Raw genomic sequence first — 24,617 nt, forward strand, 5'->3', positions numbered from 1 at the left:
AAATTTCTAAAACCCCTTGAGAATATATCTCAAGGGGTTTTTATTTGCACAACCAAATACCATTTTGGTAAACTAATTTAGGTAAGAGTTAGTTATAGTACTTAAAAATGACCCCCTATACATAACCAAAAAGGATTAGAAGTGTTTCAGAGAATTAAATCATTTGTGTTTTTTTACCAATAAACAAAATAATGGTTTTTGTTTATTGATTTTAATCAACAGAGCCAAGGTCAAGCTTTCATACCTTTAGATATTGATTTTTTAATATTTAGCATATCTTAAAACATGAAACACTTAAACATTTACTCTTTATTGATTGGCCGTCTGAACTTAAGAACAAGAAAATACTTTGTTTTTCTTGGTTTATGTTTAGGTCTAAACTCAATGATAGCTCAGCAAACATATACTTTTACGAATGCGGGAGCAACAGGAAGATTTGGACCATCTCAGACACAAATAAACTCTGCTTATTTAAGTACAAGTTTAAACGGATCTGTTGTTGCAACGGCTGGCATCCAGTCTTTTACGGTATCTGGTGGAGTATATAGAATTACTGCATACGGAGCGCAAGGCGGCAATAGTGGGAGTTATGTAGGCGGCTTAGGTGCAAAAATGCAAGGGGATTTTATTCTTAGCGCCGGTGCGGTTATAAAAGTTTTAGTTGGACAACAAGGCGAAATTCTTACAAACTATAATACTGGTGGTGGTGGTGCTAGCTTTGTTTGGGTTAACGGACAAGCGTTGCCACTTGTTGTTGCAGGTGGTGGTGGTGGAACAGGTTATAGTGCAGGTGGTGTAAATGCAAGTACAACTACAGCTGGTACAGCTGGTACCGGAGTTTCTGGTGTGGCAGGAATAAATGGCAATGGTGCCAATCCAGGCGGTGGTGGCTGGCTTTCGGACGGTATCAATTTTCAGGGTGCCAGCTGTGCCGCAAAATGTAGTGGAAATGTAGCAGGGCTTACTGTTGGTGGGGCTTCTCCCACAACAACAATATTGTATCATGGTTGTGCAGGTACTAGTTCTACAGGTGATGGCGGTTTTGGTGGCGGTAGTGGAGCAAATGGCAATTGTACAACTTCGTATGGCGGCGGCGGTGGCGGCGGTTATTCTGGAGGTGTAGGACAATCGGGATCAAGTGCCGGCGGTGGCGGCGGTGGATCGTATAATGGAGGAACTAGTCAAGTTAATACAGCCGCAGCAAATTCAGGTCATGGAAAAGTGGTAATAGAAGAATTATGTAACATTTCCCTTTCAAGTTTAACCAGCAGCAGTATCAATGCTATTTGTAATGGTAATTCAGCCACTCTAACAACTAACGCTGTAAGTAATTATTCGTGGAGCACAGGTGCAAGCAGTTCTTCGGTTGTGGTTTCTCCAACAACGACAACAGTGTACACTTTGGGTGCGACAAGTGCGTCTAACTGTACCGCTTATGCAGCAATTACAATAACGGTGAACGGATCTCTTCCTGTTTTAACGGTGGCCAATACTGCCAGTTCAAGCGGAGGTATTTGTCCTACGCAAACAGTAATGCTTACTGCAAGTGGCGCTTTAGTTCACAATTGGGCAGGTGGAGCAATACCTGTAACCAATGGAGTGGTATTTTCTCCAACGTCAGCAGTGAGTTACACCGTGAGTGGCGTGAATGGTTGTGGAACAACAACGGCTGTGACTTCAGTTTCTGTTCATCCTTTCCCAACAGTTAATCCTGCAACCAGTTCTTCTACTTTATGTGCAGGCGGTAGTGTCACTTTAACTGCAACGGGTAATGCAACCAATTACGCGTGGTCTGGTGGCTCGGGTCCTATTACCAATGGTGTCGGATTTGCACCTGCTATCACCGCAACTTATGTTGTTATTGGAACAAGTGCTTTGAGTTGTACAGCCTTTGCTACTATGCCAGTTACGGTTTATCCAACACCGATTAATGCGCCTACCGCAAATCCTAATTTAATTTGTATTGGTGGTAGTTCAACTCTTTCTGCAACAGGTGCTCTTTCGTATACATGGGCAAGTACTACACAAACTGTAAACACATCAGATTTTACGGTGACGCCAAGTATTGGAATCACAACATATACCATTACAAAAGCAAATTCTTCGTGTGTTAACACTCAAGTGCTTTCACTTCAGACAAATCCTTTACCGACTGTTTTTGCAATTGTAACTCCAACCGTGGTTTGTGCACTAACACCTGCAACGCTTGCCATTGGTGGTGCTCTCACCTATACATGGACCTCTCCTGGACCTCCAACTTATACCTTTACCGGTTCTAGTCCTATTGTTAGTCCTATTGCGCCTTCAGTTTATTCAGTGGCTGCTTCTGATGGAACTTGTATTAGTACAACCACGGTGTTTTTAAATGCAAATCCAAATCCAACAATTACGGTTTCTGCGAGCACACCAACACTCTGTGAAGGTCAAACCGTTAACCTTAATGCTACTGGTGGAATTAATTATAACTGGACAGCTACCGGTGGTGGTGTTTTTACTGGAGCCAGTATTGCTGATACTCCAACAACTGCTACTGCTTATAATGTAACAGGTGATAATTCTTTTGGTTGTACTTCCGGTGCTAGTCAGGTTGTTTTAGTTTATGCAAAACCTAACTTAACGGTAACATCAAATAAAGCCTTGATCTGTTCTGGCGGTGGCGCCACTTTAACAGCTCTTGGAGCTAGCACATACAGTTGGGATGCAAATGCTAATAATGTTTTAACTGCTATTGCTGTTGTAAATCCAATTGCACTTACTTCAAGTGCTATTATGTATACCGTGGAAGGAACAAACTCCAGTACAGGTTGTAAAAACACTCAAACAGTTGCAGTAAGCGTATTTATTCCAACACTTACTATTAGTGGTAGCACAAACACTTGTTCTGGCGGACTAATTAATCTAAATGGAGGTAATGGCGTTTTGGGTACATACAACTGGCATACAGGTAGTGGGACTCCAATTACCAATCAAATTTTACAAATACCGCTTACTGTAGCATCTGTATTCACCCTTACAGCCAATAGCAATTCTGTCGGTTTAATTTGTCCTGCAACACAAACCATTGCTTTGGGTATTTATTACAACCCTACCATTACTGCTGTTCCCGCAAGAACGCTTATTTGTGTAAAAGAATCTGTTGAAATTACGGCAGCCGGAGGCTCAAGTTATGCGTGGGATAATACCATGACAGGTCCAACCATTACAGTGTCTCCAAACGGCACTGCTGCCAATTATACAGTAACAGGAACAGATGATAACGGTTGTAGTAGTACCGCAACTGTTCAAGTGAAAATATCAAGCTGCGCTGGATTAAATGAATTAAGTCATTTAAATAGCGAAATAAGCATTTATCCAAATCCGAATGATGGTAAGTTTACTATTCAAACGAATGCCGATTTAAAATTGAGTTTAGTAAATGAACTCGGTCAACTCATTAGAGTGATAAATCTGTCTGCAATCAATAATCATGAAGTAAACATCAGTGATCTTGCAAAAGGAATTTATTTTGTAAGTGGAAGAAAGGATTCAAGTCAGATTTATCAGAAGATTGTAGTGATAAAATGAGACTAAATATAGTGCTAAAAAAAGCCTCCATTATTGGAGGTTTTTTTGTTGTAGTTCTCCAAGAATTTTGAAAACACACTTATTCAGAACGAAATAAATCAGAGGCAATTTATAATTTGAGTTAATACAATATGTAGCTAATTATCCTTATTTTTGGACTTTACTTATAAACGTATGAGAGTTATAGAATTTAGAGAAGCACTTCGTGAAGCCATGTCGGAAGAAATGCGTCGCGACGATAAAATATTTTTAATGGGCGAAGAAGTTGCCGAATATAACGGTGCTTATAAAGTGAGTAAAGGAATGCTTGCTGAGTTTGGAGCAAAGCGTGTTATTGATACGCCAATTGCCGAACTTGGATTTGCAGGAATTGGGGTAGGGGCAGCCTCAAATGGTTTACGCCCTATTATTGAGTTTATGACTTTTAATTTTAGTTTAGTTGCTATTGACCAGATTATTAATAGCGCTGCTAAAATGTATAGTATGAGTGGTGGTCAGTACAATGTACCTATTGTTTTTAGAGGACCAACTGCTAGTGCAGGTATGTTAAGTTCACAACATTCTCAAGCTTTTGAGAATTGGTTCGCAAATTGTCCGGGTTTAAAGGTAGTGGTACCAAGTAATCCCTATGACGCAAAAGGTTTATTAAAAACCGCTATTCGTGACAATGATCCAGTTATTTTTATGGAGAGTGAGCAGATGTATGGCGATAAAGCAGAAGTTCCTGAAGAGGAATATCTTATTCCGATAGGCGTAGCTGATATAAAAAAAGTGGGTACTGATGTAACCATTGTTTCGTTTGGAAAAATAATGAAGGTGGCAATGGCTGCCGCAAAGGAGCTTGAAGGGGAAGGGATAAGTGTTGAGGTGGTTGATTTACGATCTGTTAGACCAATAGATTACGGTACGGTAATTCAGTCGGTAAAGAAAACGAATCGCCTCGTGATTGTTGAAGAAGCATGGCCGCTTGCAAGTATTTCAAGTGAAATTACATTCAAGGTTCAAAAGGACGCTTTCGATTATTTAGACGCACCAATTTTAAGAGTAACAACGGCGGATACACCTTTACCTTATGCACCTACATTAATTGAAGCGAGTTTACCTAATGTTTCAAAGGTTGTTAAGGCGGTAAAAGAGGTGATGTACGTTAGTAAATAATGTAAAATGTAATATGTGTGATGTAAAATGTAAATCTTGGTGGCCATGAAATCTATTAAATCTTCCATCTTACCTTTTCCATTTTCCATTTTACCTTTTCCATCCTATCTTTTCCCTTTTCCATCTTCCTTTTTCCATCTTCTCTTTCCCTTTTCCATTCCTCAATGCGTGTTGCGTTAATCACCGATGGAATATGGCCCTATGTACTAGGAGGAATGCAAAAGCATTCTTATTACTTGTGTAAATACCTTGCGCAAAAAAAAATAGAGGTTGATCTTTTTCATTTTAATCAAAGCACTTACGATATTTCTAAACTTGAGTTTTTTTCTGAAGAAGAAAAAAAATTTATAAAATCTTTTATTGTTGACTTTCCAAAGAGTTTTCCGCTTCCCGGCCACTACCTCAGAAATTCACGTAATTATTCTAAATTAATTTTCGAAAACATTAAAGATAAATTACCAAGCTACGATCTTATTTACACAAAAGGATTTTCAGGTTGGTACCTTATTGATGAAAAAAATAAAAAAAACATTCGTTGCGCTTCAATTGGTGTGAAGTTTCACGGGTATGAAATGTTTCAAAAGCCACCTGATTTTAAAATCAAACTGCAGCATCTATTTTTATTAAGAAAGCCAGTACAATCTATTTCACAAAAAGCCGATTTGGTTTTTTCTTATGGAGGTAAGATCACCGACATTATTAAAGCAATTGGTGTAAAAGAAGAAAATATAGTTGAATTTCCGTCAGGAGTTGAAGAATCTACCTTAGCAAAAAGTATAAAATCTGTAAATGGAAAAATAAAGTTTTTATTTCTTGGTCGTTACGAAAGAAGGAAAGGTATTGAAGAGCTTAACAGTGCAATCAAACTTTTTTTTAATACATCAAAAAATAAAAATGCAGAATTTCATTTTATTGGCCCTATTCCAGAAACAAAACGTCTGTTAATTGACGGTGTAAATTATCACGGCGAAATAAGAGATAAGATTAAGTTACAAAATCTAATCAAACAATCAGATATATTAATTTGCCCAAGTTGGAGTGAGGGTATGCCTAATGTTATACTAGAAGCAATGGCCAATGGCCTAGCTGTAATTGCAACAGATGTTGGAGCAACAAATGTGCTCGTTAGTGAAGCAACTGGTTGGCTGCTCAAGAGTTCAGATCCGTATGAAATTCAGTCAGCGATGGATAATGCCCTGGCGTGCGGTGAAAATGAAATTGAAAAGAAAAAACAAAACGGCTTAAATCTTATTTCGAAAAATTTCACTTGGGAAAAACTGATTGAAAAATTTTACCAGCGGTTTTTTTAGTTAAAAAGCGAATTCTTATCTTTATTATCATGAAGTATTTGTTGGTATTTACTACAGTGATTTTTAGTCTTTTGTGTTGCACAAAAGAGCAAGGAAAGAATCCTTCGCTTTCGATTACAGATGTTTCTTTGTTAGACAGTTGTGCTCAATCAATACACGCTTACTATAATAGTGACCCGAATATACTTTTATCAGGCGCGCACGGTCCTCATGGTACTTTTAAGTTAAGATTTAATAATATCGCAAATAAGGTCTTAACAGATAAAGGCAAGCTCCCTCTTGGCACAGTTTTTCCTGATGGGTCATTAGTGATAAAGGATATTTACAGCGGCTCAGACCTTACTTTATATGCCTTTATGTATAAACATTCAGGATCATGGCTTTGGGCTGAAGTCAAACCCAATGGATCAATACTACACAGTGTAAATGAGAATTCCGGAGTATGCACTGGTTGCCATAATCAATCAGGTAACCGAGATCTTGTGGTTAGTTTTAATTTTTATTGAAAAAAGGAAAAACTTATTCAAAAACAAGTTTTCCAGAACTTAATCGCTCATTTGACTTCTTTAAAAAGTAGTAATAAGCACCCCTGGGAAGTTCAGTGTTAATAGTTGTTTCTACTTCTATAATATTTTTAAATAGCACTTCTTGTCCAAGGGTATTATAAATAAATAATTCTGTACCTAACTCTAAACTATTTAAAGTGATTTTAAACCTACCGTTTGACGGATTGGGATAAAGTTGAATAATTGATTCTTTATCTAACGCATGACTAACACCCGCACAACTTAAAACCTTGTGTGAATAAGACGCATTGTACTTACATCCTTTGCTATCTGAAGTGACAACAACGTACGTTGTAGTGATGGTTGGACTAATAACTACATAACTTGTAATAGCTAAATTATGAAGCCACAAATAATTCGTTGATCCGGAAACTGTAAGTGAGGTTGTTTCTCCGGCGCAGGTAGTGCTATCTTTGCCAACCACTGTCATTGTAATAGGACTAATATAACAGTTGGTATACTTCCATAAATCGTTAAGATTACCAGAAGAGCCGCTGGCTGATTTTCCATAGCCTCCAAATAAATATAAATCATTGGAAGAATCCATCCAACCAGCATGCGTAGTTCTTGACCCAGGTATTAAGGTTGGTCCGGCTGAGTTCTGAGTGCCGTAAATTCCATTTTGATCTATAAGAGAAGTGCCTTTTATCCAAGCCCATGTATTGCTAGAAATATTATATTTCCAAAGATCATTTAACCCACCGGCTATTGATCCTGCACCTGAGTAACCATCTCCGCCAAAAAGCCAAAGGGTTCCAATCGCATCGCACCAAGAGATAGATCCAGACCGACTACCTGGGAAATTAGAACTTGATGGAATCCCGTTTAAACCATAAACACCATTTTGGTTTGAAGCAGTGTTACCTTTAACCCAAGTCCATTGATTGCTCAGTACGTTGTATTTCCATAAGTCGTTTAATAATCCACTATTTGTAGTGGCCGTTGCGTCCCAGCCTTCTCCACCCAATATCCAAAAATCCCCTGCCGTATCTTTCCATCCTGTGGATAGAGAACGACTTCCTGGATCATTCGTCGGAGCTGCTATGCCAATAGCACCATAAGTACCGTTTTGATCTTTCACGTTGCTCCCTTTAATCCATGTCCATTCATTGGTGCTAATGGTGTAGCGCCATAAATCATTCATTGAGCCAATTGTAACGGAACTTGTAGTATTTCCATATCCTCCGAATAGCCACAATTCACCAGTGCTGCCTTCCCAAGACACAGACCCCATTCTTGCACCAGGAGTATTTGTTGTTGATGGTATTCCTAATGTTCCGTATTCGCCAGGTTGATAGCCTGTTGTTGATCCATTCACAAAGGTCCATTCGTTTGCAGAAATTGAATATTTCCAAATATCATTCAAGTAACCAAGTCCAGAAGAGCCTGAATAGCCAAAGCCACCAAATAGCCATAAATTTCCAGAACCATCTGTCCAAGAAGCACACAAATTTCTTCCGCCAGGCTTAGCTGTTGGTGTAGAAACACCAATAGGACCATAATCAGTAGTTTGAGCAATGATAGTACTTCCTTTTATATAAACCCATTCGTTGGTAGTAGAATTGTATTTCCAAAGATCACTTAATAAACCATAGTTGCCAATAAAGTCGTAACCGTTGCCACCAAATAACCAAAAATTTCCAGCTGCGTCAGTCCATGTGGCAGCACCTTCCCGTGATCCAGGATTGTTTGCTGCTGCCGGCACGCCAATAGTACCATATATCCCAGATTGATCGATGGTATTTGTTCCTTTTTTCCAAACAAAATCTTGTGAAAAAAGCGTGCTGGATATTAAAAGTAAATAAAAAGCGATACAGAGTTTATTAAATAGTAATGTATTCATTTGTAAATTATCAAGATTGTTGAACGAATATATAAAAAAAGTAAGCTATAGTTAACAATTGCACGTTAAAGATTAAACAACACCATGTTGGTATCGGAAATGCTTTTTAATTTTAGAGGGCGTACTTGATGTTTCATTATTTTTACACCATTAACAAAAACTTTATGGAATCTTTAAAAGAAATGTTTAACCAAGTGTTCTATAAAACATTGGCAAATGAATTTTCAAAAGCTGATAATAACTTTAATTCAAATAAATTTCTCGACGAAGTAACGAAAAATATAGAAGCTTTGTCTTTAAATCAGCGCATGCGCAGAACTTCAGAAGTCTTGAAAAGCACCCTTCCTTCTGATTATAAAAAGGCAATACTGATTATGCAAAAAGTTATCCTAAATACAAAAACAGGCTATACCAATCTTGTATTTCCTGATTATGTGGGACTTTATGGACACGATCATTTCGAAGTTTCAATGGAAGCCCTTAAATACTTTACGAAATTAGGTTCTTCTGAATTTGCAATTCGAGAATACTTAAAACGAGATTTTAATAAAACAATTAAAGTAATGCAAATCTGGGCTGAAGATAAAAGTCACCATGTGAGAAGATTGGCTTCAGAAGGTAGCAGGCCTCGTTTGCCATGGTCGTTTAAATTAGATGAGGTGATTAAAAACCCGAAATCAACTCAGATTATTTTGGAAAATTTGAAGGCAGATAATGACCTTTATGTTCGTAAATCAGTTGCTAACCATTTGAATGATATTTCAAAAGAAAACACTCAGTACATGCTCAATTTGGTAAATGGTTGGGATAAGGAAAATATGAATACAGCTTGGATAATTAAGCATGCAAGTAGAAGTTTAATAAAAATGGGGCATCCCGGATCTTTATCGGTCTTCGGTTTTGAGAAAAATATCAAAGTAACGATAAGAAAATTTAAGCTAAATAAAACAAAAGTAAATCTTGGTGAAAGCCTTAAGTTCTCATTTGAAATCGAATCCCAAAAAGCGAGCACACAAAAATTAGTAATAGATTACATTATTCATTACAAAAAAAAGGCGGGCGAACTTTTTCCAAAAGTCTTTAAATTGAAGGAGGTAAATTTAAAATCAAATGAAAAAAATCATATTTCAAAATCACAACTGTTTAAGGATTTTACAACTCGCATACATTATACAGGGCAACATCTCCTCGAAATTCAGGTAAATGGCAAGGTTTTGGCAAGAAAGAAATTTACAATTCTGATTGGCTAAATACTTTTATTTAATTGACTTTTGATTACATAAGTTCGCTAAAAGTTTATTTTTGATTTCATTGGATAAGGACAAACACACATATATATATATAATATTAGGAATGCAACAATAATGGATAAGAATTATCGGGGGAGTAGCCTGAAAGGACTTTTCATGGATTTCTTAAACGGCAAAAACAGAAACAATGATTATGTCTACCATAAATGTGTGTGTGTTATTACTTAGTAGACAATAGATTTAAATAAATGGTAAGATTTGATTAACTCTCATGCCGTTTTTTTGAAAAAAATTAATTATTAATTTTAAATTTTGGTAATATTATCTTTTTTTTTATATATTTGTTATACAGACAAAGTAGTTTTAAAAACAAGTATTAATTAACTAAAACGTTTCAGATGAAAAAAAATTACAACATTCTAAAAAAACTGACGGTGGTCTTAGCCCTAGGCACGTCGAGTTTACAAGCACAAGTTTATTGCACTGCTCAATCTTATAGTATGTATGATGAGGAGATTACTAATGTTATGCTTAATGGAGCAAATACAAATCCAGCGTATTCGTTTGCTAATGCATGTACAACAACACCTCCAGGTCCCGGTTCTATATTGCACCAGTATGGAAATTTTACAGGCACTTCGTTAACTAATTTAGTTGCAGGAACAGTGTCAACATTCTCAGTTTTTCAAGATGAGTGTGATGGCGCTTCATTTTATTATAATGGTTGTGGTGTATGGATTGATTGGAATCAAAATGGTGTATTCACAGACCCAGGTGAAACAATATTTATAGATGGAACAACACTTCAAGGACCAAGAACAATTTCAGGTCCTGTATCAGTTCCTGGCGCAGCGCTTACAGGAAGTACTGTAATGCGTGTTATTGTTGCTGAAGGATATTCCGGCAGTAGTCTTAACCCTTGTCTTAGCCCTTCTTATGGTGAGGTTGAAGACTATAGGATTGATGTTTATCCTGCTGTTCCTTGCACAGGTATTCCAGTTTCTAACTCTGTGGCAGGTCCTACTGCTGCAATTTGTCCTAATTCAACTGCAAACTTAGGTTTAGCTTCAAATTATACAGTTGTTGGTCTTACTTACCAATGGCAATCTTCAACAAATTCTGCTGTTGGACCATTTTTTTCAGTACCTGGCGCAACAAATTCAGCATTTTCTGCACCTAATGTAACTGTTAATACTTGGTACACTGCTGTTATTACTTGTACTAACAGTACTGGTACTTATACTACTGCAGGACTTTCTGTTTCAGTACAGCCGGTTACTATTAACACAGTTCCTTACGAGGAAGGATTTGAAGGAATTGCAGGGCCTAATAAGCTTCCAAATTGTTCGTGGGCGACAAGTAACTTGCCGGCAAATTGTCAAACTTACGTTTCGTCTAACACCCTTGGAAGAACTGCTCATACTGGTAGCAAGTTTGCTTCTTTTTACTATAATCCAACCGGTACAAATTATTTTTACACGAATGGTATTCAATTAAATGCTGGGGTTACTTATTCGGCAGGATTGTGGTTTCAAACTGATTATTCTGGAGCAGCTACTTGGACAGATTTATCTATTTTATATGGTACTGCACAAAATCCAACAGGCTTAGTACCAATTGTTTCAACAAATGGACCAGTTATTAGTAATGTTTATAAGCCTTTATCAAATTTATTTACAGTGCCTTCAAGTGGTCTTTATTATATAGCAATTAAGGCGGTTGGTAGCTCTAACTGTTGTGCTTATTATGTAAGTTGGGATGATTTATCTATTACTATTCCTTGTACTGCTACTTCGCCAAATACACCTTCAGTAACTATTAATACTGCTGGAACAACTACAATTTGTTCAGGAGATCAAATTACATTGAATGCAGCTGGTGCGGATACATACACTTGGAACACTGGTTCTAATGCTGTAACACTTTCTGAAACACCTCCTGCTGGGATGATACCTTATGTTCTTGTTGGAACAAGTGCATTAACTGGTTGTACTAATACGGCTACTCAATATGTTTTAGTTAACGCTACCCCAACAATTTACATTGTTGCAAGTACTCAGAGTGTTTGTTCTGGATCACCAGTTCAACTGCAGGGCTTAGGAGCTTCAACTTACACATGGAGTAATGGTTCAGTTGCTCAAAATATTACTGTAAAACCTACAGTAGCTACCACTTACATTGCTTTGACTTCTGATGTTAATGGCTGTACAGGTACTGCAACGCAATTAATTGGCATTCACGAATTGCCAAACGTAACTGCTTCTACAGATCGTGCAGATATGTGCCCAACAGAAGTGGTTTCTTTATCAGCGGCAACCAATGCTTCAGGTTCTAATGTATCGTTTCAATGGGTTTCAAATATTTCTCAAGTGGTATTAATTGGTAATCCTGTTAGTGTTTCTCCAAGTGCTCCTTCTCTTTATACAGTAACTGTAACAGATGGTAATGGTTGTAAAAAAGAAGCAGCTATTTTTCAAAATGTTCTTAACTGTACTGGAATAACTGAGAGAACTATTTTAAGTGGTTTAACAGTATACCCTAATCCAACTCATGGTGAGTTTTCAATTGAAACAGCAAATACTTTCGAGAAATCAATAGAAATTATTGATGTAGCTGGTAAGGTTGTTGTTAAATCTACTAGTAGTGCTGAAGTAGTTAAATTAAATCTAAAAGATTTCTCAAGTGGAATTTATTATGTAAAAATTCAATCAAACAATTCAGTTGATGTTGTTAAGGTTGTAAAACAATAAATAATTATTGACCTTATTATTAAAAGCCTGCCTCGAAAGAGGCAGGCTTTTTTTGGTTAATAAAAAAATCCCTCGAAGCTTTGCTCAGGATTAGCCTGGCTTTTGACCACGAACCTGTCAGCCGTCGTGGAGCTTTGGTAAAAACACGAATTAACGCGAATGAATTTTGTTAGCGAAAATCAGTATAATTAGTAGCAGAATACCTCTAGACTCTGTTTCGGGTTATTTATTCCAAAAATATAATTTGCTAGTATTAGAATTTTGATGATTGAAGTAAGACCCCTTTTGTCTAACATCCTCACATTGTTAGTTATTAAACTTTAAATTATCCTAAACGTGTTGGCATTTTTCGCTCTTAGCAGAACATAAATGCTAAATTTGTGGTGAACAATTAAAATTTAATATTATGGCTTTTGAATTACCGAAATTAAATTATGCGATTACCGCTTTAGAACCACATATTGACGCTAAAACGATGGAAATTCATCACGGTAAGCATCATCAGGCGTATGTAACAAATTTGAATAATGCAATCAAAGATACAGACGCTGAAAAATTGAGCATAGAAGAAATATGCAAAAACATTTCAAAGTATCCTGCCGCTGTGCGAAATAATGGTGGTGGACATTTTAACCATTCTTTGTTTTGGGAGGTAATGGCGCCAAATGCTGGTGGTGTTCCCACGAATGAAGTAGGGAAGGCAATTGATTCAGATCTTGGAAGTTTTGAGAAGTTTAAAACTGAGTTTTCACAGGCTGGAGCGACGCGTTTTGGAAGCGGTTGGGCTTGGTTGTGTGTTAAACCCGATGGTAAGTTAGCGGTGTGCAGTACTGCTAATCAAGATAATCCTTTAATGGATGTGGTAAATGATTGCAAAGGAACGCCAATTTTAGGAATGGATGTTTGGGAGCATGCTTATTATTTGAATTACCAAAACAGGCGCCCTGATTATATTAACGCATTTTTTAATGTGATTAATTGGACTAAAGTAAATGAACTTTACTTAAAAGCAAAAGGAAAATAAATCTATATTTATTAAAATAGAGTCCGATTGGGAAAGTAATTTTCTGATCGGACTTTTGTTTTTGAGGCTATTACGAATTGGTTATAAGACTTTCGTTTTTTAGTATGCCGAGTGGTTTTCATGAAAGGAACAACGTGCTAGTTTTTGGAAAAGCGCATTTGAATTACCCCTAAAAAAGCTTCTTTAAAAATTTTTGTACTCATTTTACTGACGCCTAAAACGCGATCTGTAAATAAAATGGGCACTTCAACGATTTTAAAATGTTTCTTGTACGCACGGTATTTCATTTCAATTTGAAAGGCATAGCCCATAAATTTAATGGAGTCGAGTGCTATGGTTTCAAGTACTTTTTTACGATAACATTTAAATCCAGCTGTTGTATCTTTAATGGGAATCCATAAAACGATGCGAACATACACCGAAGCGAAGTAACTCATTAAAATTCTTCCAAGTGGCCAATTGCTCACTTTACCGCCTTTACAGTACCTTGATCCAACTGCCACATCAGCTCCATTTTCGCAAGCTTCGAGCAAACGAATTAAATCTTGAGGATTATGAGAAAAATCGCAATCCATTTCGAAAATATAATCATAGTTATGTGAAAGCGCCCACTTAAAACCATGAATATATGCTGTGCCAAGCCCAAGTTTACCTTTTCTTTCTTCTAAATGTAATTTACGTGAAAATTCTTTTTGAAGCGTTTTAACATGTTCTGCAGTTAGATCAGGAGAACCATCGTCTACAATCAATAACTCAAATTCACGCGATAAAGAAAAAACGGTTCTTACCATTTTATCAATATTTTCGATTTCGTTATAGGTTGGAATTATGACTAGATTCTTACTCATTAGAGGGAACGAATATAATAGTTTTGTAAGTAAGTAAAAATAAATATAAAATTTCCTTTTCTTAATAATTGCCAAAAACCGTACTTTGTAAAAATTAGATTTTTTGATCCTTTTTTCTTTGCGTATAAAAATTAAAACACTTATTGCTTTCGTTTTGCTGTACTCCAGCAAGTATATTGCCTCAGAGCCTGGAGATACCATTTCTGTAAAAAAGCGGTATACTGTTTTGCCAGCGCCAATTGTTTTTTACACTCCAGAAACACGTTTTGGATTTGGAGCAACCGTTATAAGTACGTTTAATTTTAAGAGCGATAGCTTATCTGCTGCGAGGTCAACTATAAGTTTGGGCTTTGCTTATACTCAAAATAAACAAGTTCTATCATCGTTGCCTTTTAATATTTTTCTCAAAAATAGGGAGTGGCAACTTTATGGTGAGATAACATATAATAAATTTTTTTATAATTTTTATGGTGTAGGAAATGAGCAATCTACAAACTTTGTAGAACGCTATGGCGTTGAGTTTCCAAGGTTAAGACTTACTGGGCTAAAGAAAATGCTTCCACATCTGTATCTTGGTTTAAGATACGCCTACGATAACTTTAGTTTGTTTCAACTAGATGCCACCGCGCAACTTATAAAAGGAACAGTGCCTGGCTCTGAAGGTGGGGTCATATCAGGATTGGGCGTGGTTGCTGTTTATGATAATCGCGACAATGTATACTATCCTTCAAAAGGTATGTGGGGCGAACTTGTAGTATATCACGATGACCCGAAAACAGGAAGTAGTTTTGAATACACTAGAATCGCTTTAGATTTTTCGAAGTATTTTCATTACAAGGAAAATATTCTGGCTTTTAATGTTTATAGTCTTTATTCCAATACAGATGTGCCTTTTTTTCAAATGGGCTTATTGGGTGGACAAAAAAAAATGCGTGGTTTTTATGAAGGGAGGTATAGAGATAATAATGCTTTGGTTTTCCAGGCAGAATATAGAAGGCACTTGTTTTGGCTTTTGGGTGTAACTTTATTTGGTGATGTTGGGCAGGTTGCGCATAGGTATAACACATTCAACAGTATAGATTGGCGGTATACCTATGGCGCAGGAATAAGACTTATGTTAGACCAGTCTCAAAAAACCAATTTAAGAATTGACTTCGCAATTGGTGATGGAAAAATGCTCCCCTACTTTACAATATTCGAAGCTTTTTAGAAGCGGCGATGTTTTTATTGGATAACTACATACAAAAATACTTTGTTTATTCTTTCACTATTTTTGTAGAATGGGTTCCGCCTTTTTCCGTTTTAAACTTTAAGATGTAAATACCATTTGCAAGTGTTGAAATATTAATTTGCATTTCGTTTTTATCTTTTTTGAATTCTAAAGTCTGCCTTAAAACAACTTTCCCGTTAGAGTCTTCTAATTCAATTTCAGCTTCGGTTGAAGAACCGGATTGATTTTTAATCATAATCAGATTACTAGCGGGATTAGGAAATACAATAAATAGGTCGTTTGTTTTCTTATTCGATATTCCAGTACATTCTGAAATAACCAAAGAAAGCAATTCTGTGTCTGAACAACCATTCACATCTTTTCCATTTACGGTGTATGTGATTGAATTTGGAACGGTGGGAGTTGTTATGCTCAGCGTTGAGCCTGTTTTATTGCCAGGCTGCCAAGTATAGTTAGCAGCGCCGGAAGCGGTTAATACAATGTCTTCGCCAATACACACAACTAGGCTATTTACTGAAGTATTTAAGGTAAGCGTAGGATTAGGATATACGGTTATCGTTTGCACAGCAGGTGCGCCAGATCCAAAACCGTTAGTGGCAGTTAAAGAAACTGTGTAAACGCCAGTTGTTTGAAAAGTAATGTTGGGGTTCTGAGAATTAGCGGAGTTAATCGTCACTCCAGAAGAAGGACTTACTGACCAATTCCAACTTGTTGGATCTTCGGTAGATAAATCTATAAATGTTTTGCTTGCCCCTTGACAAATTGTACCTTCTGTATTTATAGAACTTGAAGGAACAGTTGTTGGCTGTATCAAATCTACCTGATAAACTCCACGTCCATAAGTGGCGGCTCTTAAAAGTGTCGGTGCCGCAGGAGAAATTTCCATGTCATGTACTGGAACATTTGGTAAACTATTATTATATAAACTCCAGATGTTAGATGAATTGTCCTTTACATAAACGCCTACATCCATCCCAATATAAATGCGATCGTTAGTAGCAGGCTGATACACAGAACAATTTGCAGGAAGGTTAGGAAGATTGTAAGTGATATTCGTCCAGCTTACGCCCCCATTGGTTGTTTGAAAAACCTTATTAGGTGCAGAATATCCACTTAAAGTAACCCATACATTGTCAGGGTCTGTTGGATCGATAGTTATAAAGGTTGGGGCTCCACTACCTGTTGGCACGTTAGAAGTCACATTCGTCCACGATAAACCACCGTCGATAGTTTTGCGCAAAGAGGTGCCGTGTATAACATATATAATTTGATTGTTGCTTGGAGCAATGGCAAATTCTATAACGTAACCACTACCACCAGTATTTGTTAATTGTGTCCAACCGCCGCCAGAATTTGTACTGACAAATAACTGAGAGTAACCTGCATACAGCGTTGTTGCTACCAAGGGATCTTGTTTCCAAGGACTAACCCAGCCAGCCCCAGGAGTTAAACCTACAACAATACTAGACCAACTAGCGCCACCATTAAATGAACGTCTAAATCCTCCGTTTTGTAATGATGCAAACATTGTATTGTTATTTGTACGATCTATGAAACAATCCATGCCGTCGCCACCAACGGCTGCAACATAGTTAGTACCATTAAAAATATTAGAGCCGTTATCTTGGTGGCCAGTAATCCAAAGATTCGGAGATAAAGAAGACAAACCTATCTTATACATTTGAGCGATGTTACGCGGAGAACTTCTATCAGTCCAGCTTGGAGCAGTGTATTCGAAAATACCGCCGTCGTTCGAAACATATAAAGTACCTGTTGGTGTATATTCTAATTCATGTTGATCGGCATGAACAAAATTTGTTCCTGTAGAATTCCAGCAGCCTATAACAGAGAAGCTTGACCCTCCATTTACGCTTTTCCATACGTTTACTCCGCCAACAACTACTTCGTTTTTATCGAGTGGTGAAACGGCCAGAGCAAGATCGTACCAGCCTTGCCCACCTGTTGTTGCACCAGGACTACATGGGTTTGCTAAAATATCTGGAGAGTTTGTCATGGTTGTAAAGGAGTTGCCGCCATTTGTAGAACGAAATACACCTAATAAACCTGAATTTGAACTTTTTGAAGCGAGCAGGTACACGTAGTTGGTATCGGCGGGTGTAACACCAACGTTCATTCTATTTGCACCAGCGGGAATGCCATTTGTTGAATTTATTATTGAAAACGAAACACCACCATTCAAAGATCTGTACAAAGCATTTGCCGCAGCATATATTACATTTGGATTTCCAGGTTTGAATTCGGCATCATAAAAATTACCAGTTTGTATTTGTGCCCAGTTTACACCACCGTCTACACTTCTTTGAATTCCAAAGTTTCCTAGAGCCAATACAATGAGTGGATTAACTGGATTCACAAGAATTCGTCGCATTTGTTTTTGTTGATTAACAGTATAAACTAAACCAGTTGGATTCCATGTTAGCCCACCATCGGTAGATTTTAAAACGCCGATGCTGTATGTATCACCTTCGCTGTCACCTGTAGCTAAATACATGATGTTAGGATTTGTAGGATCAATGGCGAGATCAGAGCAGCCAATTACTGGCAGGTAATCGGTTGATGTTGACCATGTAGAACCGTTGTTAGTTGTTTTCCACAAACCACCGGCGGGTGACCCGCACCAATAAGTGGATGGGTTGTTAGGATCGAAAGTAACAAAATTATCTCTACCAGCCTTTGCGGGAAGACCTCCAACAAGACCAGTCATGGCGCCCATCGGCCCCATTGCAGTCCATGTGCTTGTGCTTGAAAGAGCTGCGCTTGATTTACTCGCAGCAGTATTTTCTCTTAGAAAGGCTTCAAAATTTTTCCAGTTGTTAGAAATCAAAGATAAATTACCTGAAGGGTACACGCGTTGCTCAACAAAATGTTCCCAACGTTTAAATGGTTTGTAACCTTTACCTTTTTCTGTAATATCTTTGTCCTTCCAATAATTATTAAAAGCAGACTGAATTTCATAAAAATTTCTTCCAGGCTCTTGCATCATTTCTAGCCAGGTTTGAGAATATAAAGAACTACTAATAATAGTGATAAATAAAAATGTAATTAATTTTTTCATGGCGCATTTAATATTCACCTAATGTAATTAATACTTTGATTTATCTCAAACATTTTGGATAAACGGTAGCCTTTTTATTATATTTGGATTTGAGGTTAAGAAGATTAGTTTTACTAGTATCGATTTTTGTTTTTTCTTTGTGTTTTTCTCAAAAGAAGGCTTTGAACTTTAAAGTTAGTTAGTTATTATGAACCATATTGTGGCAGGGTAGACCCAAGTGAGGAAATAAAAAACAGACTCATACACGAAAAGTATATACTTGAATTACTTCAATAGTAGATGCTAAATCTGGAAAAAATAATTTAGTATTTCAGAGAATGCCTGCTGAAAGAAGGAATCCGAAAATAATCAGTGCTATGGCAACAATCGTTTGAAGCAATTTGATTGTGATTTTTTTTACAAATTTATTCCCAAAATAAGCACCCGAAAAGGCACACAAAGTTGCAGCAATTACCAGTTTATAATTAATTTCGTTAGCCGAATTAAAAACTCTACCGTAATAAACACTTAGTCGCGAAACATCTACCAAGCATGCAATTACTACTCCAGTAGCAATAAACGCTTCTTTAGATAAATTGGCACGTATTAAAAAAGCTGAACGTAAAGCACCCTGATTGCCAGAAAGTCCTCCAAAAAAGCCACTCAATAAACCACCTAGTACCAAGTATTTTTTATCAAATTGAATGGAAGAAAGTTTTGGTACAATGTCAAATAAGGCAAAAAAGATTAACAGCAAGCCAATTGTTAGTTTTAGTGGCAATACCTGCAATGTTTCTGTTCCAACAGTATATTGGAATAATGCTTGCGCATTGCTGATACTTGATAAAACAAAAGCGCCCGCAAAGGCCGCAATTAAAGAAGGTAAACCAAAACGAAGCAACGTTTTTTTATCGGCGTGTTTTCCAAGCAAAGACAACTTAAAAATATTATTTAAAAAATGAACAATTGCTGTGAGCGCAATTGATAATTCAATTGGAAAGAAAAGTGCGAAGACAGGTACTAAAAGTGTTCCTAAACCAAAGCCAGAAAAGAGTGTTAATCCTGAACCAATAAACGCTACGAGACAGATTATGAAATATTGCATAAACTAATTGCTTAAAACGGCTATGTTGTTTTTATTTAAAATTAATTCAAATTTAGTCGATTTTCTGGTATAATTATTGTTGTGTAAGAATACAGTGATGTGAAGTAAATTGCTTTCATTTATAAATCAAATTGATTATATTTAAGATATCTTAATTCATTTCTCACCTTAAAAAAATCAACATGAATAAAAATATACTCTTTTTTTTAATGCTGACTACTTTGAATATAGTTATGTCAGCAAACATGGGTGATCAGCCTAAATTTGTGAATTCAAAGGATGTGTTTGGAACTCGCGTTTTTGTTGAAAATAAAGGTCAGTACGATGGCCAGCTCAGTCATGACTACACTATCGAATATGTTTTGGATAATGGCCTTGAAAAAATATATTTTACAAATAAGGGATTGGTGTATGAATTAGTGAAACATTATCCATTAACAGAAAGACAAAGAGAGAATATCGAAAGAGGAAGAGATCCTCATTTGAAACCTGCGAAGATTTATTATGTGAACATGGCTTGGCTAAATTCTAATTCCTCAGTAACCATTGATGCCAGTGTGCAACAAGCTCATTATATAACCTATGGCCCTTCAAAATATAATTCTAACACATTCAAAAAACTCATTTATAAAAATGTTTATAAGAATATTGATATAGAATATATAATTCCGGAAGAAAAAGAATTTGGGATTAAGTACAATGTAATTCTTCACCCAGGCGCCAATGCTGCTGACATACAAATTGCTTACACGGGAGATGTTCTTAAAATAAAAGCAGAGAAGGATGGAAGTATACTAATTAAAACACCTTTGGACGATATTATAGAACATGCACCTGAGAGTTATTACAGTGAGCCTAAATTACCTCTTGTTTCTTCTTTTAAATTAGATCATGAGGTCATTGGTTACGACTTCCCAAATGGTTATAACGTTGGGAAAACTATTACTATTGATCCCTGGGTGAGCTCGGTGTCTGCTTTAACCACAAATGATAATGCTTATGATGTCGATTACGATGTAAATGGCGCGGTTTATGTTTATGGTGGTTACAGTCCTTTTAAAATTGCACGTTACAATTCAGCGGGTACCATTCAATGGACTTTTTCAGGAACAGTCGTAACACCGGCATGGTCGAGCGCTCCAATATTGTCGCAAGCAAGTAATTTTGCAGTAAATAAGTTTACGGCTAAGTGTTACATAGGTCAAGGATTTGTTAGTGCTGGTAATAAGGTTATAAGAATTGACGCTACAGGAAATTATGACAATTTTGTAAATACACCTACAAATCAGTTTCAGGAAGTGTGGGACATGGGATTTCATTGTGTTACCGGCGATGTGTTTGTGCTTGGTGGCGGAACGTCGTCAAACATTTCGGCAGTTACTATTAATCCGACTACTGCAGTAATTAACCCTTCAAGTTTTCAGCCAACTGTTACAAGCATAGCGCAGGATGTTGTTTGTCATGCTATAGACGATGCCGGAAATATTTTTATTATTTATGCAGGTAGTGGAATGAATAATAAATTGTGTTCAGTTAACTCTACGTTTAATGGAAATTTATGGGTTCAACCAAGCGGCTTTGTAGTGTTTACTGAGCAAGGTAATAAAACGCAATATGTTACTCCGCCTAACCTTAGCTCTAATGGGTTTAACGCTTTGGCTGTAAATGCAAATTATCTGTTTTATTATGATGGGTCTAATCTAGCAGCATATAGCAAGGTTACAGGAGCGCTAGTTGCCTCGGTAACAGTTTCTGGTGTGATTTTAAAAAAGCAGGGTGGTATTGCAGTGGATGATTGCAATAATTTATACCTTGGAGGTGATGGTTCTATTTTGACCTATAATTTTAATGGCACTACTTTTAGTTCTTTAGGATCTATACCGCTTGGTGTGACTTCTACAACCAATCAATTTGTTTATGATATTCAACTTAGCAAGCCTAATAAAATTTTGTATGTATGTGGTAGCGGTTTTGTTGGGAGTTATTCAGCTATAAATACGATAGCCTGCCCAACGGCTACCAGTGCTTGTTTTTTTGCTATTCAACAAGATGCCATTATTTGTGCTGGTGCAACCGTTAACCTGGTTGCGCCTAGTTCTACAGGTTTAACGGGAGTAACGTATTCTATGCAACCTGGCTCTCTTAGCAGTACTACAGGCACCTTTGCTGTGTCACCAATGGCAACAACAGTTTTTACATTATTTACAACTGGGATGAATCAAACAAATGTTGTTTCAACAAACTCTTCGGTTGCAACTGTTTCTGTATTTGCTCAGCCAGCAGTAGCACCTACATTAACGCAAACAGGTTGCACAAGTACAGTTAACGCTTTTAATTTAAATCTTACTTTTAATCCGCCGAATCCTGCTCCAGGCTACACTATAACCTGGTCGCCACTTCCAAATGTTATCTCAAGTAACATTCAAACATCCGGTAATGGGGGTATTAATCCCGGTGTGTATAACGCAACGGTGAGTACTGCCTGGGGTTGCGCTGTGAGTACAATATTTACAATAAATCCAAGTCCTGCCCCATCTATCTTTAGCATAACACCACCAGGAGGCAACTATGTTGTTAGTTGCAGGCAACCATCCCTTCAAATTGATTTGGATCCGCCGTCGTATAATTATACAACTTCGAATGGGATACTTGCTCCATACAATGGCCCAAGTGCTATTTTTACTTCTACTAATGCAATTGGAACATGGACTGTAATTGGTGTTAACCCAATTTCTGGCTGTGTGAGCACCAAAACTTTTGCGGTAAATTCTTCGTTTTCGACACCAAGTTCCACACTTACACCCTTGTTTCAAAACATAACCTGTTCTGTTTCATCAGTAATATCGCACACGGCAATTGGAAGTCCGAGCGTAAATATTTCGCACACATGGATGGGGCCTTTGGGTGGCACACTCACAATTAATTCGTATTCAAGCACATTTTTACCTGGTGGCCCAGGCACATACACACATTGTGTTACAAATGATGTTAACGGTTGTAGTACCTGCAAAACTTTCACGGTAGCTTCGTCGTCGGGCTTTCCAACTTTTAACGTTACGAGTCCACAAAATTTCACTTTAGGATGTAATGCGAAAAGCATTGCTGGAATTGATATCATTAATGGTTCAACAACACCAATTGCTGGCGGGCCAATTTCATATACCATTATCGGACCATCAACTTCTTCATTCGTGCCATCTGGCACGCTTAGTTCTTCGAGCAGTTACACCGTGAATACGCCGGGAACCTGGACAATCATCACAAAGGATAATACCAATTTTTGTGAAACCAGAGTTCAGTTGTCGGTTCTTCAAAATACACTCGGTCCGCAGCTTAGCGTAATTGTGCCGCAACAAATATTATCTTGTTATGTACCTTCTCTTACCCTGCAAGGTCAGAGTACAACACAAGGGGTTAGTTATGTTTGGTCGTTTCCGGGCAATCCAAGTAATTTGATGGGAAGTACCGTTTCGGTAGTTTCTAATTCTGCGGCTTCAACAAGTACGCCCTTAGCAAATTATACTTTAACAATAACGGATAATAACAACACATGTATTAGTACCTCTGTTGTACCCATGTATCAAAATCTTTTTCGGCCAAATGCAGTTATTACCGGAACTGATAAGATAACCTGTGTCACCGCAACCATCAACCTATCGAACATGAGTAGTTCAAATATACCTGCTGATCTCCCGCGCAATTTACCCGTTATTGGTTTATTATGGGAAGGACCAACTCCTCAACAGCCAGTTCAAGTAAGTTCAACTTATATAGGTGCTTTACCTGGAACTTATACAATGACTGCTAAGGATCTCAATAATGGTTGTATTTCTACGGCGACAAAAACGATCATAGATTTCAGAGATTATCCAAACGTAAATCGGCCGTCGGCACCTCCACCTTATGTTTTGGATTGTGGGGTGTTAAGTAGGACAATTGCGGCAAACATGGGGGGCTCTGTGACAACAGGATTTACTTATACATGGACTGCACCACCAGGGGATTCTATCCAGGATCAATATAAACCGGTACCAACTATTAACTCCACTGGGAGATTTCAGATTGATGTAGTTAATACCATAAATGGTTGTGCTAGTGTTGGTTTTGTGGATGTAATAGGAGGTGAACTTACTGGAGATTTTGTTGTAGAACCTGAAAAAGGGTACGCACCTTTAAATGTAAATTTTATAAATAAATCATCTTCTACGACTGGAACAAATAGTATATTAAGTTATTGGAGTTTTGGAAATGGTTTATCTAAGTTTACTCCATCGGTTACAGTTCCTCTTAGCACAATTTATGAACAACCAGGTAAGTACACCATAACAATGTTTGTAACCCGAGGAAATTGCATAGATACGGTTACAAAGTATATAGATGTAGAAATTCCTTCAAACCTAGAAGTTCCAAATATATTTTCTCCAAATGGAGATAAGGTGAATGATATTTTCTTTCTAAAAGCAAATAACCTGGAGTCTATATCCATTATAATTTACGATCGCTGGGGACATATAGTATATGAATTGGATAGTAAAACAGGCAATATTGCTTGGGATGGAAAGAATCAGTCTGGTAAGGAATCAGCGGAAGGGGTTTATAATTATATAATTACAGCTAAGGGAAAAGACGGAAAGGATTATGACAAGAAAGGTAATTTAACCTTGGTTAGGTAAAATCTTGATTATTTTTGATAAGTCAGAACCAAAAATCTAATTTCTTAATCAGTTTCGATAAGAATTTGGTATTTAAAACTAAGGGTAATCCCTTAAAAGTTGAATTATGTTTATTCGGCGGGATTTTTTGTAACTTATTTACTCAGGTAAGTTTATGCAGTAATGTGAGAAAGTGCTGAATGGAAAAATTAAAAGGCAAGCGTAAACTCATCTTGTTTCCTCTGATGGATCCACCAGTCA

General features: G+C 37.1%; 13 protein-coding genes. 9 read left to right on the plus strand and 4 right to left on the minus strand.

Going from position 1 to position 24,617, the window contains the following annotated elements:
- Positions 1 to 285 precede the first annotated feature (285 nt).
- The 4 genes from P2086_RS10595 to P2086_RS10610 all read left to right on the plus strand — a co-directional run bounded on the left by P2086_RS10595 (position 286) and on the right by P2086_RS10610 (position 6,538).
- Positions 286 to 3,564, plus strand: coding sequence for a T9SS type A sorting domain-containing protein (locus tag P2086_RS10595; protein WP_317896715.1), 3,279 nt, complete (start codon positions 286 to 288; stop codon positions 3,562 to 3,564).
- A gap of 174 nt (positions 3,565 to 3,738) precedes the next feature.
- Positions 3,739 to 4,722, plus strand: coding sequence for a pyruvate dehydrogenase complex E1 component subunit beta (locus P2086_RS10600; protein ID WP_317896716.1), 984 nt, complete (start codon positions 3,739 to 3,741; stop codon positions 4,720 to 4,722).
- Between the two features lie 164 nt (positions 4,723 to 4,886).
- Complete coding sequence (locus P2086_RS10605) at positions 4,887 to 6,032, plus strand: glycosyltransferase family 4 protein (protein ID WP_317896717.1); 1,146 nt, start codon at positions 4,887 to 4,889, stop codon at positions 6,030 to 6,032.
- Between the two features lie 29 nt (positions 6,033 to 6,061).
- A complete protein-coding gene (locus P2086_RS10610; protein WP_317896718.1) occupies positions 6,062 to 6,538 on the plus strand; it encodes a hypothetical protein in 477 nt (158 codons plus the stop codon).
- Positions 6,539 to 6,551: 13 nt separating this feature from the next.
- On the opposite strand, the gene P2086_RS10615 is transcribed toward P2086_RS10610, so the two are convergent.
- Positions 6,552 to 8,441, minus strand: coding sequence for a T9SS type A sorting domain-containing protein (locus tag P2086_RS10615; protein ID WP_317896719.1), 1,890 nt, complete (start codon positions 8,439 to 8,441; stop codon positions 6,552 to 6,554).
- A gap of 164 nt (positions 8,442 to 8,605) precedes the next feature.
- Here P2086_RS10615 and P2086_RS10620 point away from each other — a divergent pair, with 164 nt between their 5' ends.
- The 3 genes from P2086_RS10620 (at position 8,606) to P2086_RS10630 (ending at position 13,465) form a co-directional block, all read left to right on the plus strand.
- Positions 8,606 to 9,691, plus strand: coding sequence for a DNA alkylation repair protein (locus P2086_RS10620; protein WP_317896720.1), 1,086 nt, complete (start codon positions 8,606 to 8,608; stop codon positions 9,689 to 9,691).
- 398 nt (positions 9,692 to 10,089) lie between these two features.
- Entirely contained in the window at positions 10,090 to 12,441 is a 2,352-nt protein-coding gene (locus P2086_RS10625; protein WP_317896721.1) for a T9SS type A sorting domain-containing protein, read from the plus strand.
- A 406-nt stretch (positions 12,442 to 12,847) separates the two neighbouring features.
- Positions 12,848 to 13,465, plus strand: coding sequence for a superoxide dismutase (locus P2086_RS10630; protein WP_317896722.1), 618 nt, complete (start codon positions 12,848 to 12,850; stop codon positions 13,463 to 13,465).
- A 137-nt stretch (positions 13,466 to 13,602) separates the two neighbouring features.
- Here P2086_RS10630 and P2086_RS10635 read toward each other — a convergent pair whose 3' ends face one another.
- Positions 13,603 to 14,313, minus strand: coding sequence for a polyprenol monophosphomannose synthase (locus P2086_RS10635; protein WP_317896723.1), 711 nt, complete (start codon positions 14,311 to 14,313; stop codon positions 13,603 to 13,605).
- A gap of 103 nt (positions 14,314 to 14,416) precedes the next feature.
- Between P2086_RS10635 and P2086_RS10640 the strand changes: the two genes are divergently transcribed.
- On the plus strand, positions 14,417 to 15,523 hold the full coding sequence (locus P2086_RS10640) for a BamA/TamA family outer membrane protein (RefSeq protein WP_317896724.1): 1,107 nt from the start codon (positions 14,417 to 14,419) through the stop codon (positions 15,521 to 15,523).
- Positions 15,524 to 15,569: 46 nt separating this feature from the next.
- Here P2086_RS10640 and P2086_RS10645 read toward each other — a convergent pair whose 3' ends face one another.
- Both P2086_RS10645 and P2086_RS10650 read right to left on the minus strand, forming a co-directional pair.
- Positions 15,570 to 18,620 (minus strand): T9SS type A sorting domain-containing protein, encoded by a 3,051-nt coding sequence (locus P2086_RS10645; protein ID WP_317896725.1) that lies wholly within the window; start codon positions 18,618 to 18,620, stop codon positions 15,570 to 15,572.
- Positions 18,621 to 18,930: 310 nt separating this feature from the next.
- Positions 18,931 to 19,704, minus strand: coding sequence for a TSUP family transporter (locus P2086_RS10650; protein ID WP_317896726.1), 774 nt, complete (start codon positions 19,702 to 19,704; stop codon positions 18,931 to 18,933).
- Between the two features lie 182 nt (positions 19,705 to 19,886).
- On the opposite strand from P2086_RS10650, the gene P2086_RS10655 reads away from it, so the two are divergent.
- The gene (locus P2086_RS10655; protein ID WP_317896727.1) at positions 19,887 to 24,377 is read left to right on the plus strand and encodes a DUF7948 domain-containing protein; all 4,491 of its coding nucleotides are present in this window, start codon (positions 19,887 to 19,889) and stop codon (positions 24,375 to 24,377) included.
- Positions 24,378 to 24,617: the final 240 nt, after the last annotated feature.

This window comes from Aurantibacillus circumpalustris (genome assembly GCF_029625215.1).
GTDB classification, from domain to species: domain Bacteria; phylum Bacteroidota; class Bacteroidia; order B-17B0; family Aurantibacillaceae; genus Aurantibacillus; species Aurantibacillus circumpalustris.